This is a genomic window from Sphingomonas aerolata (genome assembly GCF_023935825.1).
Lineage (GTDB): Bacteria > Pseudomonadota > Alphaproteobacteria > Sphingomonadales > Sphingomonadaceae > Sphingomonas > Sphingomonas aerolata.
On the sequence record NZ_CP098762.1, the window covers coordinates 523803 to 545510 of the forward strand.

Genomic DNA, 21708 nt, shown 5'->3' on the forward strand with positions numbered 1-21708 from the left:
GATGCCAGAGAGCGATACCGGACGGAAAGCATTGACGATGGCAAGGAAATATTTCGGCACCGACGGCATTCGCGGTGCCACCAACGCATCGCCGATGACCGCGGAGATGGCGATGAAGGTCGGCATGGCGGCGGGCGCCTATTTCCTGCGCGGCGATCACCGCCACCGCGTCGTGATCGGCAAGGACACGCGGCTGTCGGGCTATATGCTCGAATCCGCGCTGGTCGCGGGCTTCACCAGCGTCGGCATGGACGTGGTGATGGTCGGGCCGATGCCGACGCCTGCGGTCGCGATGCTGACCCAGTCGATGCGTGCGGATATCGGCGTGATGATCTCCGCCAGCCACAACCCCTATGCCGATAACGGGATCAAGCTGTTCGGCCCCGACGGCTTCAAGCTGTCCGACGAGGCCGAGACCGCGATCGAGGCGCTGATCGACGGCGACGTGCCGCTGGTCGCGTCGAGCAAGATCGGCCGCGCGCGCCGGATCGACGATGCGCAGGGGCGCTACATCCATTTCGCCAAGTCGACCTTCCCGGAAAATCTGCGGCTCGACGGGATGCGGATCGTGCTCGATTGCGCGAACGGCGCCGCCTACAAGGTCGCCCCCTCGGCGCTGTGGGAACTCGGCGCGGACGTCGTCGCGATCGGCGTCACGCCCGACGGCACCAACATCAATGATGGCGTCGGCTCGACCGCACCGCAGGCGCTCGCCGAGACGGTCGTCGCGAGCGGCGCGGATATCGGCATCGCGCTCGACGGCGACGCCGACCGGCTGATCGTCGTCGACGAGACCGGCACGATCGTCGACGGCGATCAGCTGATGGCGACGATCGCGGCAAGCTGGGCGCGGCAGGGGCGGCTCAAGGGCGGCGGCCTCGTCGCCACCGTGATGTCCAATCTCGGCCTCGAACGCCATCTCGCCGCGCAGGGGCTCGGGCTGGTCCGCACCCAGGTCGGCGATCGCCACGTGCTCGAAAAGATGCGCTCCAGCGGCTATAATGTCGGCGGCGAGCAGTCGGGGCACATCATCCTGAGCGACTATGCCACGACCGGCGACGGCCTGGTCGCAGCCCTCCAGATCCTCGCCGAGGTCAAGCGCTCGGGCGCGCGCGCGGGCGAGGTGCTCCACCGGTTCGAGCCCCTGCCGCAACTGTTGAAGAACGTCCGGTTCGGCGGCGGCAAGCCGCTCGACGACGAGGCGGTGAAAGCGGTGATCGCGCAGGCCGAGGCCGAGCTCGCCGGCAAGGGGCGCCTCGTCATCCGCCCGTCAGGCACCGAACCCGTCATCCGCGTGATGGCGGAAGGGGATGATCCGGGTCAGGTCGGGCGCGTCGTCGACCGGATCTGCGACGCCGTCCGCAAAGCGGCCGCCTGATGCTCGAGATGCGCCCCGCCTGCGAACGCTGCGCCGCCGAGCTTCCCGCCGACGCGCCCGGCGCGTTCATCTGCTCGTACGAATGCACCTTCTGCGCGTCCTGCGCCGACGCACTCGACGAGCGCTGTCCCAATTGCGGCGGCGAACTCCTCGACCGCCCGACCCGGTTCGGCGATGCCCCGCCACAGAGACCGGCCTCGGGCCGGCGGCACTAGACCCTCTCGAAACCTCAACCACCCCGGCGAAGGCCGGGGCCCAGTTGGCAAGGTCGCAGTAACGAAGCGCTGCGCTCAGCCAGCGCCGTTTGCCAACTGGCCCCCGGCCTCCGCCGGGGTGGTGGCGGGGGCCTGTCCCGCACCGTACCGACTATGCCATAGCCCGACCCATGATCTCCAACCCCGCCCGGCACCGCCAATGACCGCGAGACTCCTCATCATCGCCGGCTCCGATTCAGGCGGCGGCGCCGGCATCCAGGCGGACATCAAGACCGTCACGATGCTCGGCGGCCACGCGATGACCGCCATCACCGCGATCACCGCGCAGAACACGCTCGGCGTGCAGGCGGTCCACCCGGTGCCCACCGACATCGTCCTCGCGCAGATCGACTCGGTCGTGTCCGACATCGGCGTCGACGCGGTGAAGATCGGCATGATCGGCTCGGCCCAGACCGCCAACGCCGTCGCCGACCGCCTGACGTCAATGTTCTCCCGCGAACCGATACCGATCATCTTCGACCCGGTCATGATCGCCAGCAGCGGCTCGGTGCTCGCCGACCCCGACACGATCGCCGCCTTCGCCCGCCTCATGCGGATCGCCACGCTCGTCACCCCCAACCTCCCCGAACTGGCAGCGCTCGGCGGTGAGGCGGCGGTACGCGCGCTCGGGCCCGCCCTGCTCATCAAGGGCGGCCACGCCGAAGGCCCGCGCGTCACCGACCGCCTCGTCACCGACGCCGGCGAAACCCTCTGGACCAACCCCCGCATCGAAACCCGTCACGCGCACGGCACCGGCTGCACGCTCGCCAGCGGCATCGCCACCGGGCTCGGCCAGGGCATGCCGCTCGACGCAGCCATCGCGCGCGCGATCGCGTTCGTTCGCGCCGCGCTTGCGCAGCCGCCGGGGCTTGGCGCAGGGCACGGGCCGATGGGGCACGCGCTCGGCGTCAGCCCGTTCGACCAGCTGAAAGACCGCACATGCCCGGCATGAAACATGAAAAGCTCTGCGTCGGCCCCGTCGCCGGCGTCGACGAGGCCGGTCGCGGTCCGCTCGCCGGTCCGGTCGTCGCCGCCGCGGTGATCCTGCCGTCAAAGGGCGTGCCCCGCGGCATCGACGATTCGAAGAAGCTCTCCGCCTCCGAACGCGAACGGCTCTGCGCGCGGCTCAAGGGCTGTGCGATCGTCGGTATCGGCATCGTCGAGCCCGACGAGATCGACACGCTCAACATCTACTGGGCGACGATGAAGGCGATGACGCTCGCGGTCGACGCGCTCGCCACCGAACTCGGCCACGCGCCCGGCCACGTCCTCGTCGACGGCAACCGCCTGCCGCGCTGGACCTACCCCGCCACCCCGCTGGTCGGGGGCGATGCGAAATCGCTGTCGATCGCCGCCGCCTCGATCGTCGCCAAGCACACGCGCGACCTGATCATGATCGCCGCCGCCGACGCCCACCCCGAGTACAACTGGCATTCGAACAAGGGCTATGGCTGCGCGCACCACATGAAGGCGCTGCGCGATCACGGCCCCACACCGATTCATCGCCGCAGTTTCGCCCCCGTCGCGGCGGCCTATCTGACGCGCGAGGGCCTTTTCGCGAAGGAAGCGACGAGCTGAGTCTTTCGCGCCACACCCCAAGGGCTTGAGGCGCGAGTCTGTCACGACTCAACATCTGGGCGACGGCGACTCGTTTTGTCGCACCGACGGATTCGCACGCGCGCGCCGTTCATCAAACTCTGCTTGACGGAGTCGGACAATTCCGCAGCTATGGGGGTCGACAAGGGGCGCAAAAACATGGGTTTGATCGACACGATCGCGCGGCCGCGCGCGGTAAAGAAGGGAACGGCGCCGGCCGTGCAGCCCGCGCTGCCGCTCGACCAGATCCTGCGCGGCGACTGTATCGAGCGCATGAAAGCGCTGCCGTCGAACTCGATCGACATGATCTTCGCCGATCCGCCCTACAATCTCCAGCTCGGCGGCGAGCTCTATCGTCCCGATGGCAGCCATGTCGACGCGGTCACCGACGAGTGGGACAAGTTCGACACCTTCGCCGCCTATGACCGCTTCACCCGCGCCTGGCTGAAGGAAGCGCGCCGGATCCTCAAGGACGATGGCAGCATCTGGGTGATCGGCAGCTATCACAACATCTTCCGCGTCGGCGCGGCGGTGCAGGATCTCGGCTACTGGATCCTCAACGACATCGTCTGGCGCAAGACCAACCCGATGCCCAATTTCCGTGGCACGCGCTTCACCAACGCGCACGAGACGCTGATCTGGGCGTCGAAGGGCGAGAAGGCGAAATACACCTTCAACTACCGCGCGATGAAGACGCTCAACGACGAGCTGCAGATGCGCAGCGACTGGGAATTCCCGATCTGCGGCGGCCCCGAGCGGCTCAAGAAGAACGGCACCAAGGTCCATCCGACGCAGAAGCCCGAGGCGCTGCTCTACCGGATCCTGCTGGCCTGCACCAAGCCCGGCGACGTCGTGCTCGACCCGTTCTTCGGCACCGGCACCACCGGCGCGGTCGCCAAGCGGCTGGGGCGCAGCTGGATCGGGATCGACCGCGAGGGCGAGTATATCGAGGCGGCGCAGGAGCGGATCGAGGCCGCACTGCCGCTCGACGAATCCGCGCTCGCGACGATGATGAGCCCGCGCGCGCAGCCCAAGGTCGCGTTCGGCGTGCTCGTCGAGAATGCGTATCTCGCGCCCGGCACGGTGCTGACCGACGGCAAGCGCCGCTGGCGCGCGACGATCCGCGCGGACGGCTCGCTGCTCAGCGATTGCGGCACGATCGGCTCGATCCACAAGCTCGGCTCGACGCTCCAGAACGCGCCCGCCTGCAATGGCTGGAGCTTCTGGCATTACGAGAGCGACAAGGGGCTGAAGCCGATCGACGATCTCCGCCAGACCTATTTGCTGGCGACGACGGTCTAGCGAATTGCCGTTCGTGCCGAGTAGAGACCGAGCGTAGTCGAGGGCTCGTATCGAGGTACATGTTTCTCGATACGGCGTCTCGACGTGCTCGATGCCTATACGGGACGAACGGGATTAGCCGTTTGAACGGCATGCGGATTTGGGGAAAAGGGGGGCATGACCAGCCTCCACCTCCGCCCCGTCCAGTTCGTCGACACCCCGATCGGCCATCCCGACGGCAGCGTCGCGCGGCTCGCGGGCGGGATGCAGTGGTTCGCCGCCTATGAGGTGATCGAGCGCGGCACCCGCCGCACGATCCCGGTCGCCGACGTCGCGATGCTGGGCGACCGCGCGGCGCAACTCCACGCCATGATCACCGCGCCGCGCGCGCCGCTCGCGCTCGGCGAGCGCATGCTGCGCTTCGACCAACCGCTCGTCGCCGCTATTCTCAACGTTACCCCGGACAGCTTCTCCGACGGCGGCAAGCATGTCGACGACCCCGTCGCCGCCGCGGCCGCCGGGATCGACATGGCCGCGTCGGGCGCGACGATGATCGATGTCGGCGGCGAATCGACCCGCCCCGGCGCGGCGGCGGTCTGGGAAGGCGACGAGATCGCCCGGCTCGTCCCCGTCGTCGAGCGGCTCGCCCGCGCCGGCGCGATCGTCTCGGTCGACACGCGCAAGGCCGGCGTGATGGCGGCAACGCTCGCCGCCGGCGCGCATATCGTCAACGACGTCGCCGCCCTGCTGTGGGACGACCGCGCGCTCGAGGTCGTCGCGGCCAGCGGTTGTCCGGTCGTACTGATGCACTCGCCCGACCCCCGCGAGGGCGGCCACGGACGGACCGGCTACGCAAACGTCGTCACCGACGTGTTCGACTGGCTCGAGGCGCGGATCGCCGCGGTCGTCGCGGGCGGGGTCGATCGCACGCGGATCATCGTCGATCCCGGCATCGGCTTCGGCAAGACGCTCGCGGACAATCTCGCGCTGCTCAACGGCCTCGCGATGTTTCACGGGCTCGGCTGCCCGATCCTGCTCGGGGCGAGCCGCAAGCGGCTGATCGGCGCTTTGTCGAACGAGGCCCCGGTCGGCGACCGGCTCGCCGGATCGCTCGCGCTCGCGCTCAAGGGCGTCGAGGCGGGCGTCCAGATCCTGCGCGTCCACGACGTCGCCGAGACCGTCCAGGCGCTACGCGTCTGGCGCGGGATGCGCGACCTCGCGCTGGTTGGCGGCTGACCCGGCCCCGATCTTCTGGTCACATGTTCGGGGCGGAATATCGCCGCATTGCAGCGAAATGCGCGATCGCGCATTAGACAAGGCGTCAGCAAGGAGCCTTTCGTTTGATCGTTACCGCAACACCGCGCCTCAGCCAGATCCTCAGCGAAGTCTGGCGCCCGTTGCTCGGGCTCTTTGTCTGGGACGTCGTGGTGACCATCACCTATTATGTCCTGCCCTTTCATGCGCCGTCGCTGCCGCTGACGCTGTTCGGCACCGCGCTCGCGTTGTTCCTCGGCTTTCGCGACAATTCCGCCTATCAGCGCTGGTGGGAAAGCCGCGGCCTCTGGGGGCTGATGACCAACGCCTCGCGCAGCCTTGCCCGCATGACGCGCAACCTGCTGCCCGAACCCGAAGGCCATGATCTCAAGCGCACGATCGTCCTGCGCCAGATCGCCTATGTGAACGCGCTGCGCTGTCAGCTCCGTCGCCAGCCGGTCGCGCCCGATGTCCTGCGGTTCCTGTCGGAGGACGAGGCGTCGTTCGCCCTCGCGCGGACCAATCCTGCCAACGGCCTGCTCGACGGTACCGGGCGGCGGATCGACATCGCCCGCCGCAACGGCTGGATCGACACGATCCAGCAGGCGTCATTCGAACGGCTGCTGGTCGATATCGCCAATGCACAGGGCGGGATGGAGCGGATCAAGAACACCCCGCTGCCCAACCAGTACCGGTTCTTCCCGACGCTCTTCACCCGGCTGTTCTGCATCCTGCTGCCGATCGGGCTGGTTGAGACGCTCGGCTTCGCAACCCCGATCGGCTCGACGATTGCAGGGCTGATGTTCCTCGCGGTGCTTCAGATCGGCGACGATCTCGTCGATCCGTTTGCGGACACGATCCACGACGTGCCGCTCAACGCGATGTGCCGCACGATCGAGATCGACCTGCTCCAGGCGATCGGTGACGAGGCCCCCGAGCCGCTGAAGCCGGTCAAGGGCGTGCTCTGGTAGGTCGCTGCCTAATCCGGCTCCAGGATAACGTCGCCCGGGGTCAGGCGACGTTGTCGATCCCGAGCTCGGCGAGCTTGCGGTACAGCGTCGACCGCCCGATCCCGAGCCGTCGCGCGACCTCGGTCATCCGCCCGCGATAATGACCGATGGCAAGCCGGATGAGGTCCGACTCGATCTCCTCCAGCGTGCGCAGATGGCCGTCGGCACTGAACAGCGTCACCCCGCCGCCGCCGCCGGCCGCGGTCGCGGGCTCGGGCCGGCGACGGCTGCCGAGCGCCGCGATCTGCGGGAAATCGGCGCGTGTCAGCGCGTCGCTCTCGCACAGCACCGCGGCGCGGAAGAGCGCATTCTGCATCTGCCGGACATTGCCCGGCCAGTCATATTGGACCAGCAACGCCAGTGCATCGTCGGTGATGCCGAGCGGACGCAGTCCCGGCTGCTGCGCGATCCGCGCGAGCAGGTGGCGGGCGAGCGCCGGTATGTCACCGGTCCGCTCACGCAGCGGCGGGATCGTCACCTGCACCGCGTTCAGCCGGTAATAGAGGTCCTCGCGAAACCGGTCCGCCTCGACCTCGTCGATCAGCGTCGTGTTGCTCGCGGCGATCACCCGGACGTCGACCTGCTGCGGATGCCGCGCACCGAGTGCATGGACGTCGCCCGTATCGAGCAGATGGAGCAGCTTGATCTGCGCGTCGATCGGCATCGCCCCGATCTCGTCGAGGAACAATGTGCCGCCGTCCGCCTCGCGAAACCGGCCGATCTTGCGTTCGAACGCGCCGGTAAAGGCGCCTTCCTCGTGGCCGAACAGCTCGCTCTCGACCAGATTGGCGGGGATCGCGCCGCAATTGACGCTGATCATCGGGCGTTTGGCGCGCGGCGACGCCGCATGGATCGCCTCGGCGACGACCTCCTTGCCGACCCCGCTTTCGCCTTCGAGCAGGATCGCGACGCGGCCGCGCGCGGCCTTGGCGGCGATCGCCAGCGCGGCGCGGAAATCGGGCGACGAGCCGACGATCTCATCGAACGCGAGCAGTGCGGGGATCTTCTCGGTCAGCGGGCGCAGCTCGCCCGCGGTCGTGCCGGCGACGACCGCGTCGAGCGAGGCGAGGAGCCGGTCGGGCGCGAGCGGCTTGACCAGGAAGTCGGTCGCGCCCGCGCGCATCGCGTTCACCGCATGCTCGACCGATCCGTTCGCGGTCAGCATCAGGATCGGCAGTGCCGGACGACGATTGCGCAGCTCGGCGATCACCGCCGATGCGTCCTCATGCGGTGCGGAATGGTCGAGGATGATCGCGTCGAGCTGCATCCCGTCCTGCGTGCCGAGCGTGGCGATCGCCATCTCGCCGTCGCTCGCGAACACGGTCCGCCAGCCGCCACGCGACGCCAGTGCGGACACCAGCCGCCGTTGTGCAGGCTCGTTGTCGATCAGTAGTAGCAGGCGCTGCCCGTTGCGCGTCATGGCGAATCCTGTCCCGTTTGCGGACAGTCTTTAGCGTTTTCAGGTAAAGGGCGACTTAAATATCGCTTTGGGGCGGTTGCGAAGCGCTCCGATCGTGCCGCCGCGGCTGCACGACGGCGTGAAGCCGGGGTTTGGAAGCGCGGGGGTTGAGGCTGGGGCACCGGCCCGATAAGGTCGCACCGATAACAGAATGGCGAGGGACGGATCATGGCGGACGATGCAAACATCAAGGGTCATGCTGCGACCTATGACAGCGTCATCGGTGTGATGAAGATCGGCGCGATCGCCTGTGCGGTGATCGTCGCGATCGTCATCTGGCTGATTTCCTGATCCGATGAAGATCGCCGTCCTCAAGGAGCAGGTGGACGGCGAGCGGCGGGTTGCCGCGACGCCAGAAACCGTCCGCAAGTTCGTCGCGCTGGGCGCGACGCTCGCGGTCGAGGCAGGGGCCGGCCAGTCCGCGTCGATTGCCGACGCGGCCTATGCCGATGCCGGCGCGAGCGTAACCGACCGGGCGGCGGCGATTTCGGGTGCGGACATCGTGCTCGGCGTGCAGGCGCCGGATCCGGCAACGCTGGCGGGCGCCGCGCCCGGCGCCTGGGTCGTCGCGAGCTTCAATCCCTTTGGCGAGCGCGCCCGGGTCGATGCCTATGCCGCGGCGGGCCTCGAGGCGCTGGCGATGGAGTTCATGCCGCGGATCACCCGCGCGCAGTCGATGGACATCCTGTCCTCGCAGTCGAACCTGTCGGGCTACAAGGCGGTACTCGACGCGGCGGCCGAATATGGCCGCGCCTTTCCGATGATGATGACTGCGGCAGGGACGATCAGCGCGGCGCGCGTGTTCGTGATGGGGGTCGGCGTCGCCGGGCTCCAGGCGATCGCGACCGCGCGCCGGCTCGGGGCGCAGGTTTCGGCCACCGACGTCCGCGCCGCGACGCGTGAGCAGATCCAGTCGCTCGGCGCGAAACCGATCTTCGTCGAAAGCGTCGCCGGGATCGAGGGCGAGGGCACGGGCGGCTATGCGGGCGAGATGAGCCCCGAATATCAGGCCGCGCAGGCCGAGCTCGTCTCCGGGCACATCGCCAAGCAGGACATCGTCATCACCACCGCGCTGATCCCCGGCCGCCCCGCGCCGCGGCTGATCTCGGCCGCGCAGGTCGCGAGCATGAAGCCCGGCTCGGTGATCGTCGATCTCGCGGTCGAACAGGGCGGCAATGTCGAGGGTGCGGTCGCGGGCGAGATCGTCGAGGTGAACGGCGTCCGGATCGTCGGCCACCGCAACGTCCCCAGCCGCCTCGCGGCCGACGCCAGCGCACTGTTCAGCCGAAATTTGTTCAACTTTCTCAGTGCCTTCTGGGACAAGGAGACGGGGCGGCCGGTGCTCGATGCGGAAATCGGCGACGCGATCCGGCTGACCCGCGACGGCGCGGTCGTCAATCCGCGTTTGCAGCCATGACCCGGCACGATACAAAACCCCGTTTGCGTCTCAACATTCGCAACATTCGCGGGGCTCAGGAGGGCTGAGATGGACTTTATCGCGATCCTGTCGATCTTCGTCATGGCCTGCTTCGTCGGCTATTATGTCGTCTGGTCGGTGACGCCTGCGCTTCACACGCCGCTGATGGCGGTGACCAACGCGATTTCCAGCGTGATCATCGTCGGCGCGCTGATCGCGTCCGCCGCGGCGGGATCGCCGGTCGCGAAATATCTCGGGCTGCTCGCGGTCGTGCTGGCGAGCGTCAACATCTTCGGCGGCTTTGCGGTCACCGCGCGGATGCTGGCGATGTACAAGAAAAAGGAACGGCCGGTCGCCAAGTGACCGTCACGGATCCGAGGGGAACTGAGTGATGCATGACGTAGCCGTGAACCCCTGGGTCGCGCTGGCCTATCTCGTCGCCGGCATGTGCTTCATCCTCGCGCTGCGTGGTCTGTCCAGCCCGGCGACGAGCCAGCGCGGCAACCGGTTCGGCATGATCGGCATGACGATCGCGGTCGTCACGACGCTGGTCACGCATCTCAACGTCGGCATCTGGGAGATCGTCGTCGCGATCGGCATCGGTGCCGCGATCGGGCTCGTCACCGCCCGGCGGATCGCGATGACCGCGATGCCGCAGCTCGTCGCCGCGTTCCATTCGCTGGTCGGGCTTGCCGCGGTGCTGGTCGGGGTCGCTGCCTATCTCAACCCGCAGGCGTTCGGAATTTCGGACCTGATGATCCCGCTGCTCGGCGATCCGGTCGCGATCATCCGGCCGGTCAGCCGGATCGAGCTGGGGTTGGGCGTCGCGATCGGCGCGATCACCTTCTCGGGCTCGGTCATCGCCTTCCTGAAGCTCAACGGCAACATGGGCGGCAAGCCGATCATGCTGCCCGGGCGCCACGTCATCAACATCGCGCTGCTTGCCGCGATCCTCGGGCTGATCGCCTATTTCGTCACCAATCAGGAGCCCTGGATCTTCTGGACGATCACGGTCTTGAGCTTCGTGATCGGCTTCCTGCTGATCGTGCCGATCGGCGGCGCGGACATGCCGGTGGTCGTCAGCATGCTCAATTCCTATTCGGGCTGGGCGGCCGCGGCGATGGGCTTCACGCTGCACAATACCGCGATGATCATCACCGGTGCGCTGGTCGGCTCGTCGGGCGCGATCCTCAGCTACATCATGTGCCGGGCGATGAACCGCAGCTTCATCAGCGTGATCGCCGGCGGGTTCGGACAGTCCGCCGATGCCGGCGGCCCCGCGACCGCCACCGACCGCCCGTGGAAGCGCGGTTCGGCGGAGGACGCCGCCTTCCTGATGAGCCAGGCCGAACAGGTCGTCATCGTGCCCGGCTACGGCATGGCGGTCGCCCAGGCGCAACACGTCCTGCGCGAGATGGGCGACAAGCTGAAGGCGGAAGGGGTGCGCGTGAAATACGCGATCCACCCCGTCGCCGGGCGCATGCCAGGCCACATGAACGTCCTGCTTGCGGAGGCGAACGTGCCCTATGACGACGTGTTCGAGCTCGAGGACATCAACAGCGAATTCGCGCAGACCGACGTGGCTTTCGTGATCGGCGCGAACGACGTCACCAACCCGGCGGCAAAGACCGACAAATCATCGCCAATCTATGGCATGCCGGTGCTTGACGTCGAGAAGGCGAAGACGGTGCTGTTCATCAAGCGGTCGATGGGCGGGGTCGGCTATGCCGGTGTCGACAACGACTTGTTCTACCGCGACAATACGATGATGCTTCTGGCGGATGCGAAGAAGATGGTCGAAGACATCGTCAAGGCGCTCGACTGACGGCGTCCGCCTGTCCGCCGGATCCGCCGAGAACCGACCCATTTGGCGTGTGAATCCGGTACGATCCATGGCCTAATCGCGTCTGGTGGGGGATGCGGCAATGACGGCGATCGACACGCTATCGGCGGACATACGCTATGATGGCGGTGCCGCTGCGGTTCTGATTGCGGACCTTGGCGGTGCGGGGGCAGGGGATCGGCTCGCGACCGCGCTGGGTGCGCTGGGCGGGCGCCTGATTGCCCGGATCGACTGGCACGTCTTGCTCGATCGGTCCGCGACACCGCGTATCATTCTGGTCGATACGGTGGGGATCAACGCACCGCTGCTCGCCGAACGGATGGCACAGATCGTGGCCTGGGCCGCCGATACCGATGCTGCGCTGGTGGTCGCGCTGCGGCCCGACCAGATCGACGCGATCACCGCACTGACGCTAGGCGGTGCGACATCGCTGCTCGTCGATCCCGGGATCGGCGAGTGCGTGGCCGCGGTGGCGATCGCGATCGAACGATCGCGCCAGCCTGCCGGGGTCTTCGACGTCACCCGCGAAAGCGACGGGGCCCGGCTGGAGCGTCTAAGCGCGGAGGTCGGGCGCATTGCCGAGGCGCTTGCCCGACTGACACAGGCAGATCATGATCGATCGTCCGATCCCCCGGCGATCGTCGGCGATCGATCGGTCGCCTATCAGGCGGCGCCCGGGGCGACGCAACACGACGCCAGCGACATTCGACGCGCGATCCGCGCGCGGCGGCTGCGCGACCAGTTTTTCGGCGGCACGCTGTTCGAGGATCCGGGTTGGGACATGCTGCTCGATCTCTACGCCGCCGATCTCGAGCGGCGCCGTGTATCGGTGTCGAGCCTGTGCATCGCCGCAGCCGTCGCGCCCACGACGGCGTTGCGCTGGATCGCGCGCATGACCGATAGCGGGCTGTTCGAACGTCAGCCCGATCCGCATGATCGCCGCCGCGCCTATATGGCGCTGTCGCCGCCCGCGCGCGATGCAATGCGCGGCTATTTCGGCGCGGTCCTGCGCAACGAACTGCGGATCGCCTGAACGCATGTGCTTTGGGGCTTGCCCCGACGCCGCAGCTTTGGCATCGAACCCCGACCTCAGGGTCTTATCCCGAGAGGGCGCTTAGCTCAGCTGGTAGAGCGGCTCGTTTACACCGAGTAGGTCGGCGGTTCGAACCCGTCAGCGCCCACCATATCTCCCGACACTGGACGCGGCGGCCGAACCCCGCTTTCATGCTGCCAAGGGAGTTGAGACGCTTATGGCACGACAGAAATTCCGGTGGGTCGCGACGGTGGTCGGGGTTATCCTTCTCGCAGGGGCAGCGCAGGCGCGCCTCACGCCGGCAGAAATGCGGGCGGTTGCGACCGTCGACGCCGAGCATGAGCGCTCGATCGCACTGCTCAAGACGCTCGTCGACCAGAACAGCGGCACGATGAACCTCGCAGGGGTCGCCAAGGTCGGTGTGATGGTCCGTGCTGAGCTCGAACCCCTCGGCTTTGCGGTGACCTGGAAACCGATGCCACAGACGCAGCGGGCGGGACATCTGATCGCGCGGCACCCGGGCAAGCCTGGCGCCAAACGCCTGTTGCTCATCGGTCATCTCGACACCGTTTTCGAGCAGGATTCGCCGTTTCAACGGTTCGAACGCGAAGGCGAGCGCGCGACGGGGCCAGGTGCGGGCGACGACAAGGGCGGGATCGTCGTGATGCTGTCGGCGCTGCGGGCGATGAAGGCAGCCGGCCTGCTGGACGCCGCCGATATCGAGATCGTGCTGACCGGCGATGAGGAAGATGCGGGCGACCCGGTGGCGATCGCGCGGGGCGATCTGATCGCAGCGGGCAAGCGCGCCAATGTCGCGCTCGACTTCGAAGGCCTGTCGGTCGTCGAAGGTCGCGACATGGGATCGATCGCGCGGCGGTCGTCGAACGGTTGGGTGCTCACCACGTCGGGCAAGACCGGGCACTCGTCGCTGATCTTCTCGGACGCCTATGGTGACGGCGCCATCAACGAGATGGCCCGGATCCTGGCGGTATTTCGCAAGGATCTGCCCGAACCCAACCTTACGTTCAATACGGGCGTGGTCGCGGGCGGTGCGACGGCGACGCTCGACAGCGACGGCGTCCGGGCGAGCGCGACTGGCAAGGGCAATATCATCCCTGCAACCGCGGTGGCCCGTGGCGACTTTCGGACGCTGAGCGAAGATCAGACCATGCGGGTCCGTGCGAAGATGGAGCGGATCGTCGCGGCGCATGCGCCCGGCACGAATGCGACGATCCGGTTCGAAAGCGGGTATCCCGCCATGCCGCCGACGGTGGGAAATCGCGCGCTGCTCGACCGATTGAATCTGGTCAATCGCGACATGGGGCTGCCCGAGATGGCAGCGCTCGATCCGCTCAAGCGGGGTGCGGGCGACATTGCATTCGTTGCGGGTGACGTCGACGGGCTGATCGGGCTTGGAACCGCGAGCAGCGGGGATCATGCACCGGGGGAGACGGTCGACCTTGCGAGCATTCGCCGGCAGGCGAAGCGCGCCGCGATCCTGATGGCCCGCCTCTCACGCGAGCCAAAGGATCGGTGACAAGGCTCGACGCCTCGCTGGGCTAGCGGTCGACGACGTTCGGCTTGGCGCTCGCAACGACTGAATCGTCGTCGCGCAGCTTGAGGAACAGCGTGTCGGTCGGGCGCGGAATTGCGACCGTACTGGCGGTATAGCCGTCAGGAATTGCCGCAACGCCGGTGAACTGCGCGTCTCCGCCAACCGCGGCGAGCAGATACAGCGCGTCACCGCTCAGCAGGCACCGCGGCGCGCCCTTGTCGCAAGTCACCCCCGTCAGTGTGGGCAGGCGGACGAGGGTGATGAGCGGCGCCCAGTCGCTTTCCGCACCGTCCTGCAGGAGGCGGTATCGCAGCGGGCCATAGGCCGATACGCCTAGCGCCCTGGCCGGTTCGATCGTCGCAATCGCGACTTGTGCACTCTGGACGCGGTAGCCGTTCGCTGCGGCGATGACCGTCGACGCGCGTCCGTCGACCGTGGCGATCTCGACCTGTTCGCGTCCGCTGAACCGGGTCGCCCCCGCGCCGCGGAGCGAAAAGGTCAGGCTGGCATCGAGCGGCATGACGGTGCTCGACGGCAATATGATCGGCAGCGACGCTGCGTGCGCCGCCGGGGCGATGGTCTTGTCGATGAGTGTGACCGAAGGCCGCGCTAGAGCGACATGCACGGTGACCGGCAGCACGCGACCATCTTTCAGCGTCACCCGCCCCGATCGATCCTGGTCTGCGGTCCAGGCGGCGACCGGAGCAGGCGTGTCGACCGTCATGACGCGTTCGTCGGCTTTGCCGGTTCGAACCACCGCACCAGGGCTGAATACCGCGCCATCGACGCTCAGGGAGGCGACGGTGTCGAGCCGCGTGCCCGTCAGGACACCATGAAGATCGCCGGCGTGCAGCGTGAACGCGTCGATCCGCCCCGTCTCCGTCAAGGCGGTCAGGGCGATCGTGTCGACGTCAGCGATTCCCTGCTGGCGGACGAGCAGGCTGACCTGCCCCGCCGCGATCTGCGCCTTCGGGATCGTTGCGGTGATCCGACCATCCGGCAATGCGGCCCATTTGAGCGGCTCGGTCGTGCCGGACGTGCGGGCGAGCGCGATGTCCTCGACACAGGCGGCTGCTCCGCCCTCGATCGTCAGGCTGTTATCGCGTCCGGCGATCACTGTGGTGCCCTCGATCGCGCGCCAGCTGTTCGCGCGCGGATTCTGGATGCGAAAGCGTGGACCGTCGAACGGGGTGAAGCCCCATACGCCATGAAGCGTGGCGTCAAAACCAGCTCGCACCTCGCCGCCGTCGCTGCCCGGGCCGGCGAGAAGGAAACCCCCGCGTTCGACATCGGCGCTGACCGGGAGATCGAGCGTGCTGCCGTCGGCACGCGTCACGCGCACCGCCATGGCATGCGCATAGCGCGTGGCATAGATCAGCGGCGCGCCTTCAACCGGAAGCAGCACACCCTCTCGTGCCCGACACAGCGCGCGACCGGGCGCGATCGTGCGCAGCGGCGGCGGCTCGGGCGCCTCGATCGCCGGAAGCGCCGCGACCATGACCGACTTTGGCTTTGCAAAGGAGGGGGCGGCGTTCAGCAACAGCGACAGGCGCGACTCTGCCGCGCGGCCGAGGGCGGGAATATACTGGAACTGGGTCGACTGGAATGCACCGAAAATCCGGGCAAGATCGCGAACGACGCCGATATAGGAGCTGTAATAGCCGTATCCGGCCTCGGGTGTTGCGGCGAGTTGCAATGCCAGATCGGTGGGGGCGCCGACGAGGGTTTCGGTCAGCGATGCGCTGTGACTGTCGGCCAGCAGCAGCGAGCTCCGGCTCTGCGTCAGGCAGGCCGCCTGAAGATCTATCGCCTGTTCGAGGCATTCGGCCTTGAGCGTGATCGACAGGCTGCGAGTCAGGACGGGCGATACGGCTTCGATCCGTTCGGGATGCGTGCGCTCGAGGCGGTGGATCGACTCCAGGAAGGTGTCGAGCCGCGCGCGGTCGAGCGACGCCTGGTTAAGTTCCTGCGAGGCGCGGACGAACGCGCCGGGCTGTTTGCGGACGGCGTCGACGATCGAGTCATAACCCCCGCCGGTTTCCGGCGCGAGGAAGAGGATCAGCTGGCGTGCGCCCGCGGGCACGGTCAGGTCGAGGGTATTCTTCTTCCGCTCCCACGTCTTGGCCAGCGTGAACCAGTTTTTGGGGGGCGGATTGGTCGCGCCGCGCAGGAATGCGGCCACCAGCAGGTAATGGACACCCTGATCACGGGGTAAATCCGCACTCACCGCGATCCGGTCGCCTTCGCTGAGATTGGGTACCTGCCCGATCGGCAATGTCGTCGCGCCGTGTGTCACCGTGACGTTCAGCGCCGGACCAGACAGGTCGAAGGCCGCAGGGTCGGCCTGTGCGGGGGTGAGCGGCAGCAGCGCGGCGAAGAGCAGCGCGATGCGTCCCGACCGGGTAATCGACGCGCCGAGGGGGAATCGCGAAACAGCCATGGGCGCTACCCGTGGCGGCAGGGCATGGCCATTTTAGGGCGGTCGCACGGGTCTAGACCGCGACCTTCGCGTTCGTGCGGCCCTCGTCGCCGAAGATTTTCAGATACCGGGCAATCTCGCCCGGATCGCCGGTCGCCTTGGCCGGATTGTCCGACAGCTTGACCGCCGGGCGTCCATTGGCCTGCGTGACCTTGGCAACCAGCGAAATCGGCTCGAGTCCGGCCATGCCATCGGGGTCGCACCCTCGGAAATCGTTGGTCAGATTGGTCCCCCAGCCAAAACTCATCCGCACCCGGCCGTGGAATTGCCGATATGTCTCTTCGATCGTGTCGACATCCATGCCGTCCGAAAAGATCAGCAGTCTCGTTTTAGGGTCGCGACCCTGTGCCTTCCACCAGGCAATGATCGCTTCGCCACCGGCGATCGGCGGCGCACTGTCGGGGCGGAAGCCCGTCCAGTCGGCGACCCAGTCGGGCGCGTTGGCGAGGAACGCGCTAGTTCCGAACGCGTCGGGCAACGCGATCAGCAGATTGCCGCCATAATGGCGTCGCCAGTCATCGAGCACCCGGTAGGGGGCATCCGCTATCCCCCGGTCGTCGTCGGCCAGTGCTGCATAGACCATCGGCAATTCATGCGCGTTGGTGCCGATGGCTTCCAGATCGTTGTCCATCGCCAGCAAGACGTTCGACGTGCCGATGAAACGGCTGCCAAGCCCTTCCTTGAGCGCCTCGACGCACCAGCGTTGCCACAGGAAGCCATGGCGGCGGCGCGTGCCGAAATCGGACAGGACCAGATCGGGCAGATCCCTCAGCCGTTCGACCTTGTCCCATAATTTGGCCTTCGCGCGTGCATAGATCACGTCGAGCGCGAAACGTCCGCGATCGCGGACCGCCGCGCGCGCGCGCAATTCATTTATGATCGCGAGGGCGGGGATTTCCCACATCGTCGTTTCCGCCCAGCAGCCCTCGAAGCGCAGCTCGAACTGTCCGTCGACGGTCTGCAGCTCGTATTCGGGCAGCCGGAAGGCGGCGAGCCACTGCAGGAATTCGGGCGCAAACATGCGATCCTGGCCATAGAAGCTGTTCCCCGCGAGCCAGATCAACTCCTTCTTGCCGAATCGTACCGTGCGCGCATGGTCGAGCTGTGCGCGCAGCTCGCCTTCGTCGATGATATCCGCGAGCCGCACGTTCGTCGTGCGGTTGATCAGGGTGAACGTCGCCTGCACGGTCGGGTGGAGGTGACGGATCATCTGCAACATCAGCAGCTTGTAGAAATCGGTATCGAGCAGGCTGCGGACGATCGGATCGAGCCGGAAGCCGTGGTCATAGGTACGCGTGGCAATATCGGTGACGGCCATGCCGATCTCCTTCCGGGGCGTTCAGCGCAGCAATGCAACGATATCGCGTGCAATGTCCGCTGGCAGTCGCGAAGCGCCGGCCTCGACCGTCGATACGGTCGCCCAGCGGCCGAGCAGCCCTGCCGCCGCCATCGCGGCATAGTTGACGCGGACGCGGTCCTGGAGCCCGGTATCCGCTTCGTAAGCGTCGAACGCATCGTCGGTATAGGATCGCTTGCGCTTCTGGCGGATCAGCCCGCGTGCAATGTCTGCCGGGGTATCGAGGTAGACGGACAGATCAGGCGTCGGCAGGGCAAAGCTGCGCGTCTCGAGATCCGCGATCCAAGCCATCATCGTATCCGCTTCGTCGACGGGCACCTGCGCCGCCTGATACGCCATGTTCGACGCGATATAACGGTCGAACACGACGACGTCGTTCGCCGCCATCGTTGCCATCAGGTGATCGCGCGATTCCATCCGGTCGAGCGCGTAGAGCACCGCGGCGGCCTTTGGCGTCGTGCCGCGTGGTAGTGTGCCCGCGAGCATCGCCCCCAGCGCCCAGCCGCCGACCGTGTCCGTATAGCGCGGGAACGAAATGACCGCGGCGCTGCGCCCGGCGGCCTGCAACTGCTCGACGACCAGTGCGGAGGCCGTGGCCTTACCGGCGCCGTCGGCACCTTCGATAGCGAGGAGGAAGCTCATCGCGCTCCCCTAACCGACCGGCGCGTGCAGGTCGATAAAGCTGTGCTGAAGCGAATATACGGGAAGTGCGGCCTGGCGGAGATGTCGGCCGCCCTTGGCGATGCCGTGAATCATTCAATCGGCCACCACCGCCCAGCGCGTCATTGGCAAAGTTTCTGGTGGTGGCGGATCACCTCGTCGATGATGAACCGCAAAAACTTTTCGGAGAATTCCGGATCGAGCTGGGCTTCCTCGGCAAGCCGACGCAACCGCGCGATCTGACGCTCCTCACGTCCGGGATCGGCAGCCGGCAGCCCGTGCTCCGCCTTGTGCCGGCCAACCGCCTGCGTCACCTTAAACCGTTCGGCAAGCATATGAATCAGTGCCGCATCGATGTTGTCGATGCTCTGGCGATAGCCGCTCAGCAGGTCGTCGGGCATCGTGTAACCTCCACCTATTGCCGTCGCCTGCCTTTTGGTGAGGGTTTGCCGAGCCGGCAAGGGTTGCTTTGCGAGGCCGTAGCCGTCAGAGGCACGGGCAGATGAGCGCCACCGTCCACCGCCTCGACTCCCCTCGTTCGAATCCCGGGCCACAGCCTTCGCTGGACCCGATGGTCAAGCTCGTCACCACCGACATGGACCAGGTCAATGCGGTGATCGTCGCGCGCATGACCTCCGATATTCCGTTGATCCCCGAACTGGCGGGTCATCTGATCGCGGGCGGGGGCAAGCGGATGCGCCCGATGCTGACGCTCGCGAGTGCACAGCTGCTGGACTATGCCGGGACGCAGCATCACCTGCTCGCGGCGGCCGTCGAATTCATCCACACCGCGACGTTGCTGCATGACGACGTCGTCGATGGCTCTGACCTGCGGCGTGGGAACCGCACGGCGAACATCATCTGGGGCAATCCTGCCAGCGTGCTGGTCGGCGACTTCCTGTTCAGCCGCAGCTTCGAACTCATGGTCGAGGCGGGCAGCCTGAAGGCGCTCAAGATCCTTTCATCGACCAGCGCGGTCATCGCCGAGGGCGAGGTCAACCAGCTGACGGCGGCCCGCCGCGTCGATCTGGGCGAGGAGCGCTATCTCGACATCATCGGCGCAAAGACCGCAGCGCTGTTCGCTGCCGCCTGCCGAATCGCTGCCGTGGTGGCCGATCGGCCCGAGAATGAAGAGGCGGCACTCGACGCCTATGGCCGCAACCTCGGGATCGCTTTCCAGCTTGTCGACGACGCGATCGACTATGTTTCGGATGCGGATACGATGGGCAAGGATGCGGGCGACGATTTCCGCGAAGGCAAGATGACCCTGCCGGTGATCCTCGCTTATGCGCGCGGATCGGCCGAGGATCGTCAATTCTGGAAGGATGCGGTCGAGGGGCGTCGCGACACCGATGCCGACCTGCAGCATGCCGTGCGCCTGATCCGGGCAACCCGCGCGATCGACGACACGTTTGCACGTGCGCGGCATTATGGTCAGCGGGCGATCGATTCGATCGCGGGCTTTGCCAATGGCGAGGCGAAGGACGCGATGATCGAAGCGGTCGAGTTTGCGGTGGCTCGCGCTTATTAAGTTCAACCGGCTGAGGCAGACACGATAACGGCGGCCGATCGCTCGGCCGCCGTATCTTCATTTACCGAGCAAAAAAGCTCAGCGGCACTTGACGTTACCGCGGTCGACCGACCGTCCGAGCAGTGCACCGCCACCGGCACCCGCCAGCGTTCCGAGCGTGCCGCCGCCGATCAGATTGGCAAGAACGCCACCGCCGAGCGCGCCGATCACGAGCCCGGTCGTGCCATCGTTGCGCTTGCAATAGGCCCGGCCATCGTTGCCGCGATAGATCCGGTCGTTGCGACCGAGACGACGCTCGCGGTAGTTGCCGTTCTGATAGCTGCGCGAAGGATCCCAGTTGCGATCGTCACCGCGCCAGTTGCGGTCGTTGCCGCGGCGCGAATCGTTGTTCCGGCGGTCGTCATGGCCCCGGCGGTCGTCATGGCCCCGGCGGTCGTCATGGCGCTGTGCAACCGCTTCAACGGGCACCATTCCGGGGGCGACCACGGCGATGGACATCAGCGCGGCGATAAAATGCTTCTTCATCGGGTATTACTCCAGAACTATACTAGGATAACCCGCGCAACGCCCCAAAGGTTCATATCACTGCGTGGCGCGTCATCGAGCATGGCTGACCGTCGCCCGTCTCGACCTGCAACGTGGCATGGCCGATCCCGAAACGCTCCTGCAGCATCGTGCGGGTCGAGGTGAGGAACGGATCGCCGGGATGGCCGCCCGGCATGACCAGGTGCGCGGTCAGGACGGGCTCCGTCGTGCTCATCGGCCAGATGTGCAGATCATGGATCGCGGTCACGCCGGGGAGGGTGCATAGCGCCTCGTCGACCTGGTCGAATTCGATCCCGCGCGGCACCGCGGACAGCGCCATTTCGACGGTCTCACGCAGCAATCCCCAGGTTTGCCAGAAGATCAGGACCGCGATGACGATGGAGACCGCCGGGTCGATCCAGGAGATCCCGGTCTGCCAGATCAGCACGCCCGCGATCACGACCCCCGCCGACACCAGCGCGTCCGCGGCCATGTGCAGATAGGCGCCACGGATGTTGACGTCCCCCTTGCGACCGCGCGCGAACATCCAGGCGGTGATCGCGTTCACCGCGATGCCGATCCCGGCCACCATTGATACGGTCAGGCCCGCCGTGGGCGTCGGATCTGCGAAACGCTGCGTCGCTTCGAGCAGGATCGCCCCGAGCGCGACGAGCAACAGCAGCGCATTGGTCAACGCGGCAAGGATCGTCGACCCCTTCAGCCCATAGGTAAAGCGCTTGGTCGGCTCGGTTCGCGCGAGCATCGTCCCGCCCCAGGCGACGACCAGGCCCAGCACATCGGATAGATTATGCCCGGCGTCCGCGAGCAGCGAAACCGAGTTGATCCGCAATCCGACCAAGGCCTCGACCGCGACAAACGCCACGTTGAGCCCGATCCCGATCGCAAACGCGCGGTCGAACGATGCCGGAGCATGGCTGTGTGCATGTCCGTGCCCATGTCCCGCATGCCCGTGTGCATGCCCGTGCCCGTGTCCCGCATGCCCGTGCCCGTGTCCGCCCAAAGCCGATGCTCCAATGATTCGGCCGGCGCGTAGCATCCGTCTTGCATGTGATACT

21 protein-coding genes and 1 tRNA gene are annotated in these 21708 nt (G+C 66.8%); 15 read left to right on the top strand and 7 right to left on the bottom strand.

Annotated features, from left to right (window positions below; genetic code table 11):
• Positions 1-37: 37 nt before the first annotated feature.
• The 7 genes from glmM (at position 38) to NEF64_RS02575 (ending at position 6734) form a co-directional block, all read left to right on the top strand.
• On the top strand, positions 38-1378 hold the full coding sequence (glmM, locus tag NEF64_RS02545) for a phosphoglucosamine mutase (protein WP_056406872.1): 1341 nt from the start codon (positions 38-40) through the stop codon (positions 1376-1378).
• On the top strand, positions 1378-1593 hold the full coding sequence (locus NEF64_RS02550; RefSeq protein WP_031395385.1) for a DUF1272 domain-containing protein: 216 nt from the start codon (positions 1378-1380) through the stop codon (positions 1591-1593). Before glmM ends, NEF64_RS02550 begins: the two co-directional genes overlap by 1 nt.
• Before the next feature lie 199 nt (positions 1594-1792).
• Positions 1793-2584: a bifunctional hydroxymethylpyrimidine kinase/phosphomethylpyrimidine kinase gene (gene thiD / locus NEF64_RS02555; RefSeq protein ID WP_056406874.1), complete on the top strand. Its 792-nt coding sequence runs from the start codon at positions 1793-1795 to the stop codon at positions 2582-2584.
• Positions 2572-3210, top strand: coding sequence for a ribonuclease HII (locus tag NEF64_RS02560; RefSeq protein ID WP_056406877.1), 639 nt, complete (start codon positions 2572-2574; stop codon positions 3208-3210). The genes thiD and NEF64_RS02560 overlap by 13 nt, the downstream gene beginning before the upstream one ends.
• Before the next feature lie 177 nt (positions 3211-3387).
• Entirely contained in the window at positions 3388-4530 is a 1143-nt protein-coding gene (locus NEF64_RS02565; protein ID WP_037531642.1) for a site-specific DNA-methyltransferase, read from the top strand.
• A gap of 156 nt (positions 4531-4686) precedes the next feature.
• Positions 4687-5745, top strand: a complete 1059-nt coding sequence (gene folP / locus NEF64_RS02570) for a dihydropteroate synthase (RefSeq protein WP_056406879.1) — start codon at positions 4687-4689, stop codon at positions 5743-5745.
• Between the two features lie 104 nt (positions 5746-5849).
• A complete protein-coding gene (locus NEF64_RS02575) occupies positions 5850-6734 on the top strand; it encodes a bestrophin family protein (RefSeq protein ID WP_031396098.1) in 885 nt (294 codons plus the stop codon).
• A 40-nt stretch (positions 6735-6774) separates the two neighbouring features.
• Here NEF64_RS02575 and NEF64_RS02580 read toward each other — a convergent pair whose 3' ends face one another.
• Complete coding sequence (locus NEF64_RS02580; RefSeq protein WP_056406881.1) at positions 6775-8193, bottom strand: sigma-54-dependent transcriptional regulator; 1419 nt, start codon at positions 8191-8193, stop codon at positions 6775-6777.
• Between the two features lie 207 nt (positions 8194-8400).
• Between NEF64_RS02580 and NEF64_RS02585 the strand changes: the two genes are divergently transcribed.
• From NEF64_RS02585 to NEF64_RS02615, 7 genes are all read left to right on the top strand, one after another.
• Positions 8401-8523, top strand: coding sequence for an aa3-type cytochrome c oxidase subunit IV (locus NEF64_RS02585; RefSeq protein ID WP_031396100.1), 123 nt, complete (start codon positions 8401-8403; stop codon positions 8521-8523).
• A 4-nt stretch (positions 8524-8527) separates the two neighbouring features.
• Complete coding sequence (locus tag NEF64_RS02590; protein ID WP_056406884.1) at positions 8528-9649, top strand: NAD(P) transhydrogenase subunit alpha; 1122 nt, start codon at positions 8528-8530, stop codon at positions 9647-9649.
• A 69-nt stretch (positions 9650-9718) separates the two neighbouring features.
• Positions 9719-10012, top strand: a complete 294-nt coding sequence (locus NEF64_RS02595; RefSeq protein WP_031394789.1) for an NAD(P) transhydrogenase subunit alpha part 2 — start codon at positions 9719-9721, stop codon at positions 10010-10012.
• A 28-nt stretch (positions 10013-10040) separates the two neighbouring features.
• Positions 10041-11474: an NAD(P)(+) transhydrogenase (Re/Si-specific) subunit beta gene (locus NEF64_RS02600; protein ID WP_056406886.1), complete on the top strand. Its 1434-nt coding sequence runs from the start codon at positions 10041-10043 to the stop codon at positions 11472-11474.
• A gap of 100 nt (positions 11475-11574) precedes the next feature.
• Positions 11575-12525, top strand: coding sequence for a helix-turn-helix domain-containing protein (locus NEF64_RS02605; protein WP_043157284.1), 951 nt, complete (start codon positions 11575-11577; stop codon positions 12523-12525).
• A 75-nt stretch (positions 12526-12600) separates the two neighbouring features.
• Positions 12601-12676 (top strand) — tRNA-Val (locus tag NEF64_RS02610).
• A gap of 66 nt (positions 12677-12742) precedes the next feature.
• Entirely contained in the window at positions 12743-14062 is a 1320-nt protein-coding gene (locus NEF64_RS02615) for a M20/M25/M40 family metallo-hydrolase (protein WP_056406888.1), read from the top strand.
• 22 nt (positions 14063-14084) lie between these two features.
• Here the strand turns inward: NEF64_RS02615 and NEF64_RS02620 are convergent, their stop codons facing one another.
• The 4 genes from NEF64_RS02620 to NEF64_RS02635 all read right to left on the bottom strand — a co-directional run bounded on the left by NEF64_RS02620 (position 14085) and on the right by NEF64_RS02635 (position 18977).
• Positions 14085-16520, bottom strand: a complete 2436-nt coding sequence (locus tag NEF64_RS02620; protein WP_031395530.1) for a hypothetical protein — start codon at positions 16518-16520, stop codon at positions 14085-14087.
• 52 nt (positions 16521-16572) lie between these two features.
• Positions 16573-17877 (bottom strand): nicotinate phosphoribosyltransferase, encoded by a 1305-nt coding sequence (gene pncB / locus NEF64_RS02625; RefSeq protein WP_031395531.1) that lies wholly within the window; start codon positions 17875-17877, stop codon positions 16573-16575.
• Between the two features lie 21 nt (positions 17878-17898).
• Positions 17899-18558, bottom strand: coding sequence for a nucleoside/nucleotide kinase family protein (locus tag NEF64_RS02630; RefSeq protein ID WP_031395532.1), 660 nt, complete (start codon positions 18556-18558; stop codon positions 17899-17901).
• A 140-nt stretch (positions 18559-18698) separates the two neighbouring features.
• Positions 18699-18977, bottom strand: coding sequence for a chorismate mutase (locus NEF64_RS02635; protein ID WP_031395533.1), 279 nt, complete (start codon positions 18975-18977; stop codon positions 18699-18701).
• 101 nt (positions 18978-19078) lie between these two features.
• On the opposite strand from NEF64_RS02635, the gene NEF64_RS02640 reads away from it, so the two are divergent.
• Positions 19079-20107 carry a polyprenyl synthetase family protein gene (locus NEF64_RS02640; RefSeq protein WP_056406890.1) on the top strand — a complete coding sequence of 343 codons (1029 nt, stop codon included), beginning with the start codon at positions 19079-19081 and terminating at the stop codon, positions 20105-20107.
• A 78-nt stretch (positions 20108-20185) separates the two neighbouring features.
• Here NEF64_RS02640 and NEF64_RS02645 read toward each other — a convergent pair whose 3' ends face one another.
• Complete coding sequence (locus NEF64_RS02645; RefSeq protein WP_056406892.1) at positions 20186-20632, bottom strand: glycine zipper 2TM domain-containing protein; 447 nt, start codon at positions 20630-20632, stop codon at positions 20186-20188.
• Positions 20633-20684: 52 nt separating this feature from the next.
• Entirely contained in the window at positions 20685-21653 is a 969-nt protein-coding gene (locus NEF64_RS02650; RefSeq protein WP_056406894.1) for a cation diffusion facilitator family transporter, read from the bottom strand.
• Positions 21654-21708: the final 55 nt, after the last annotated feature.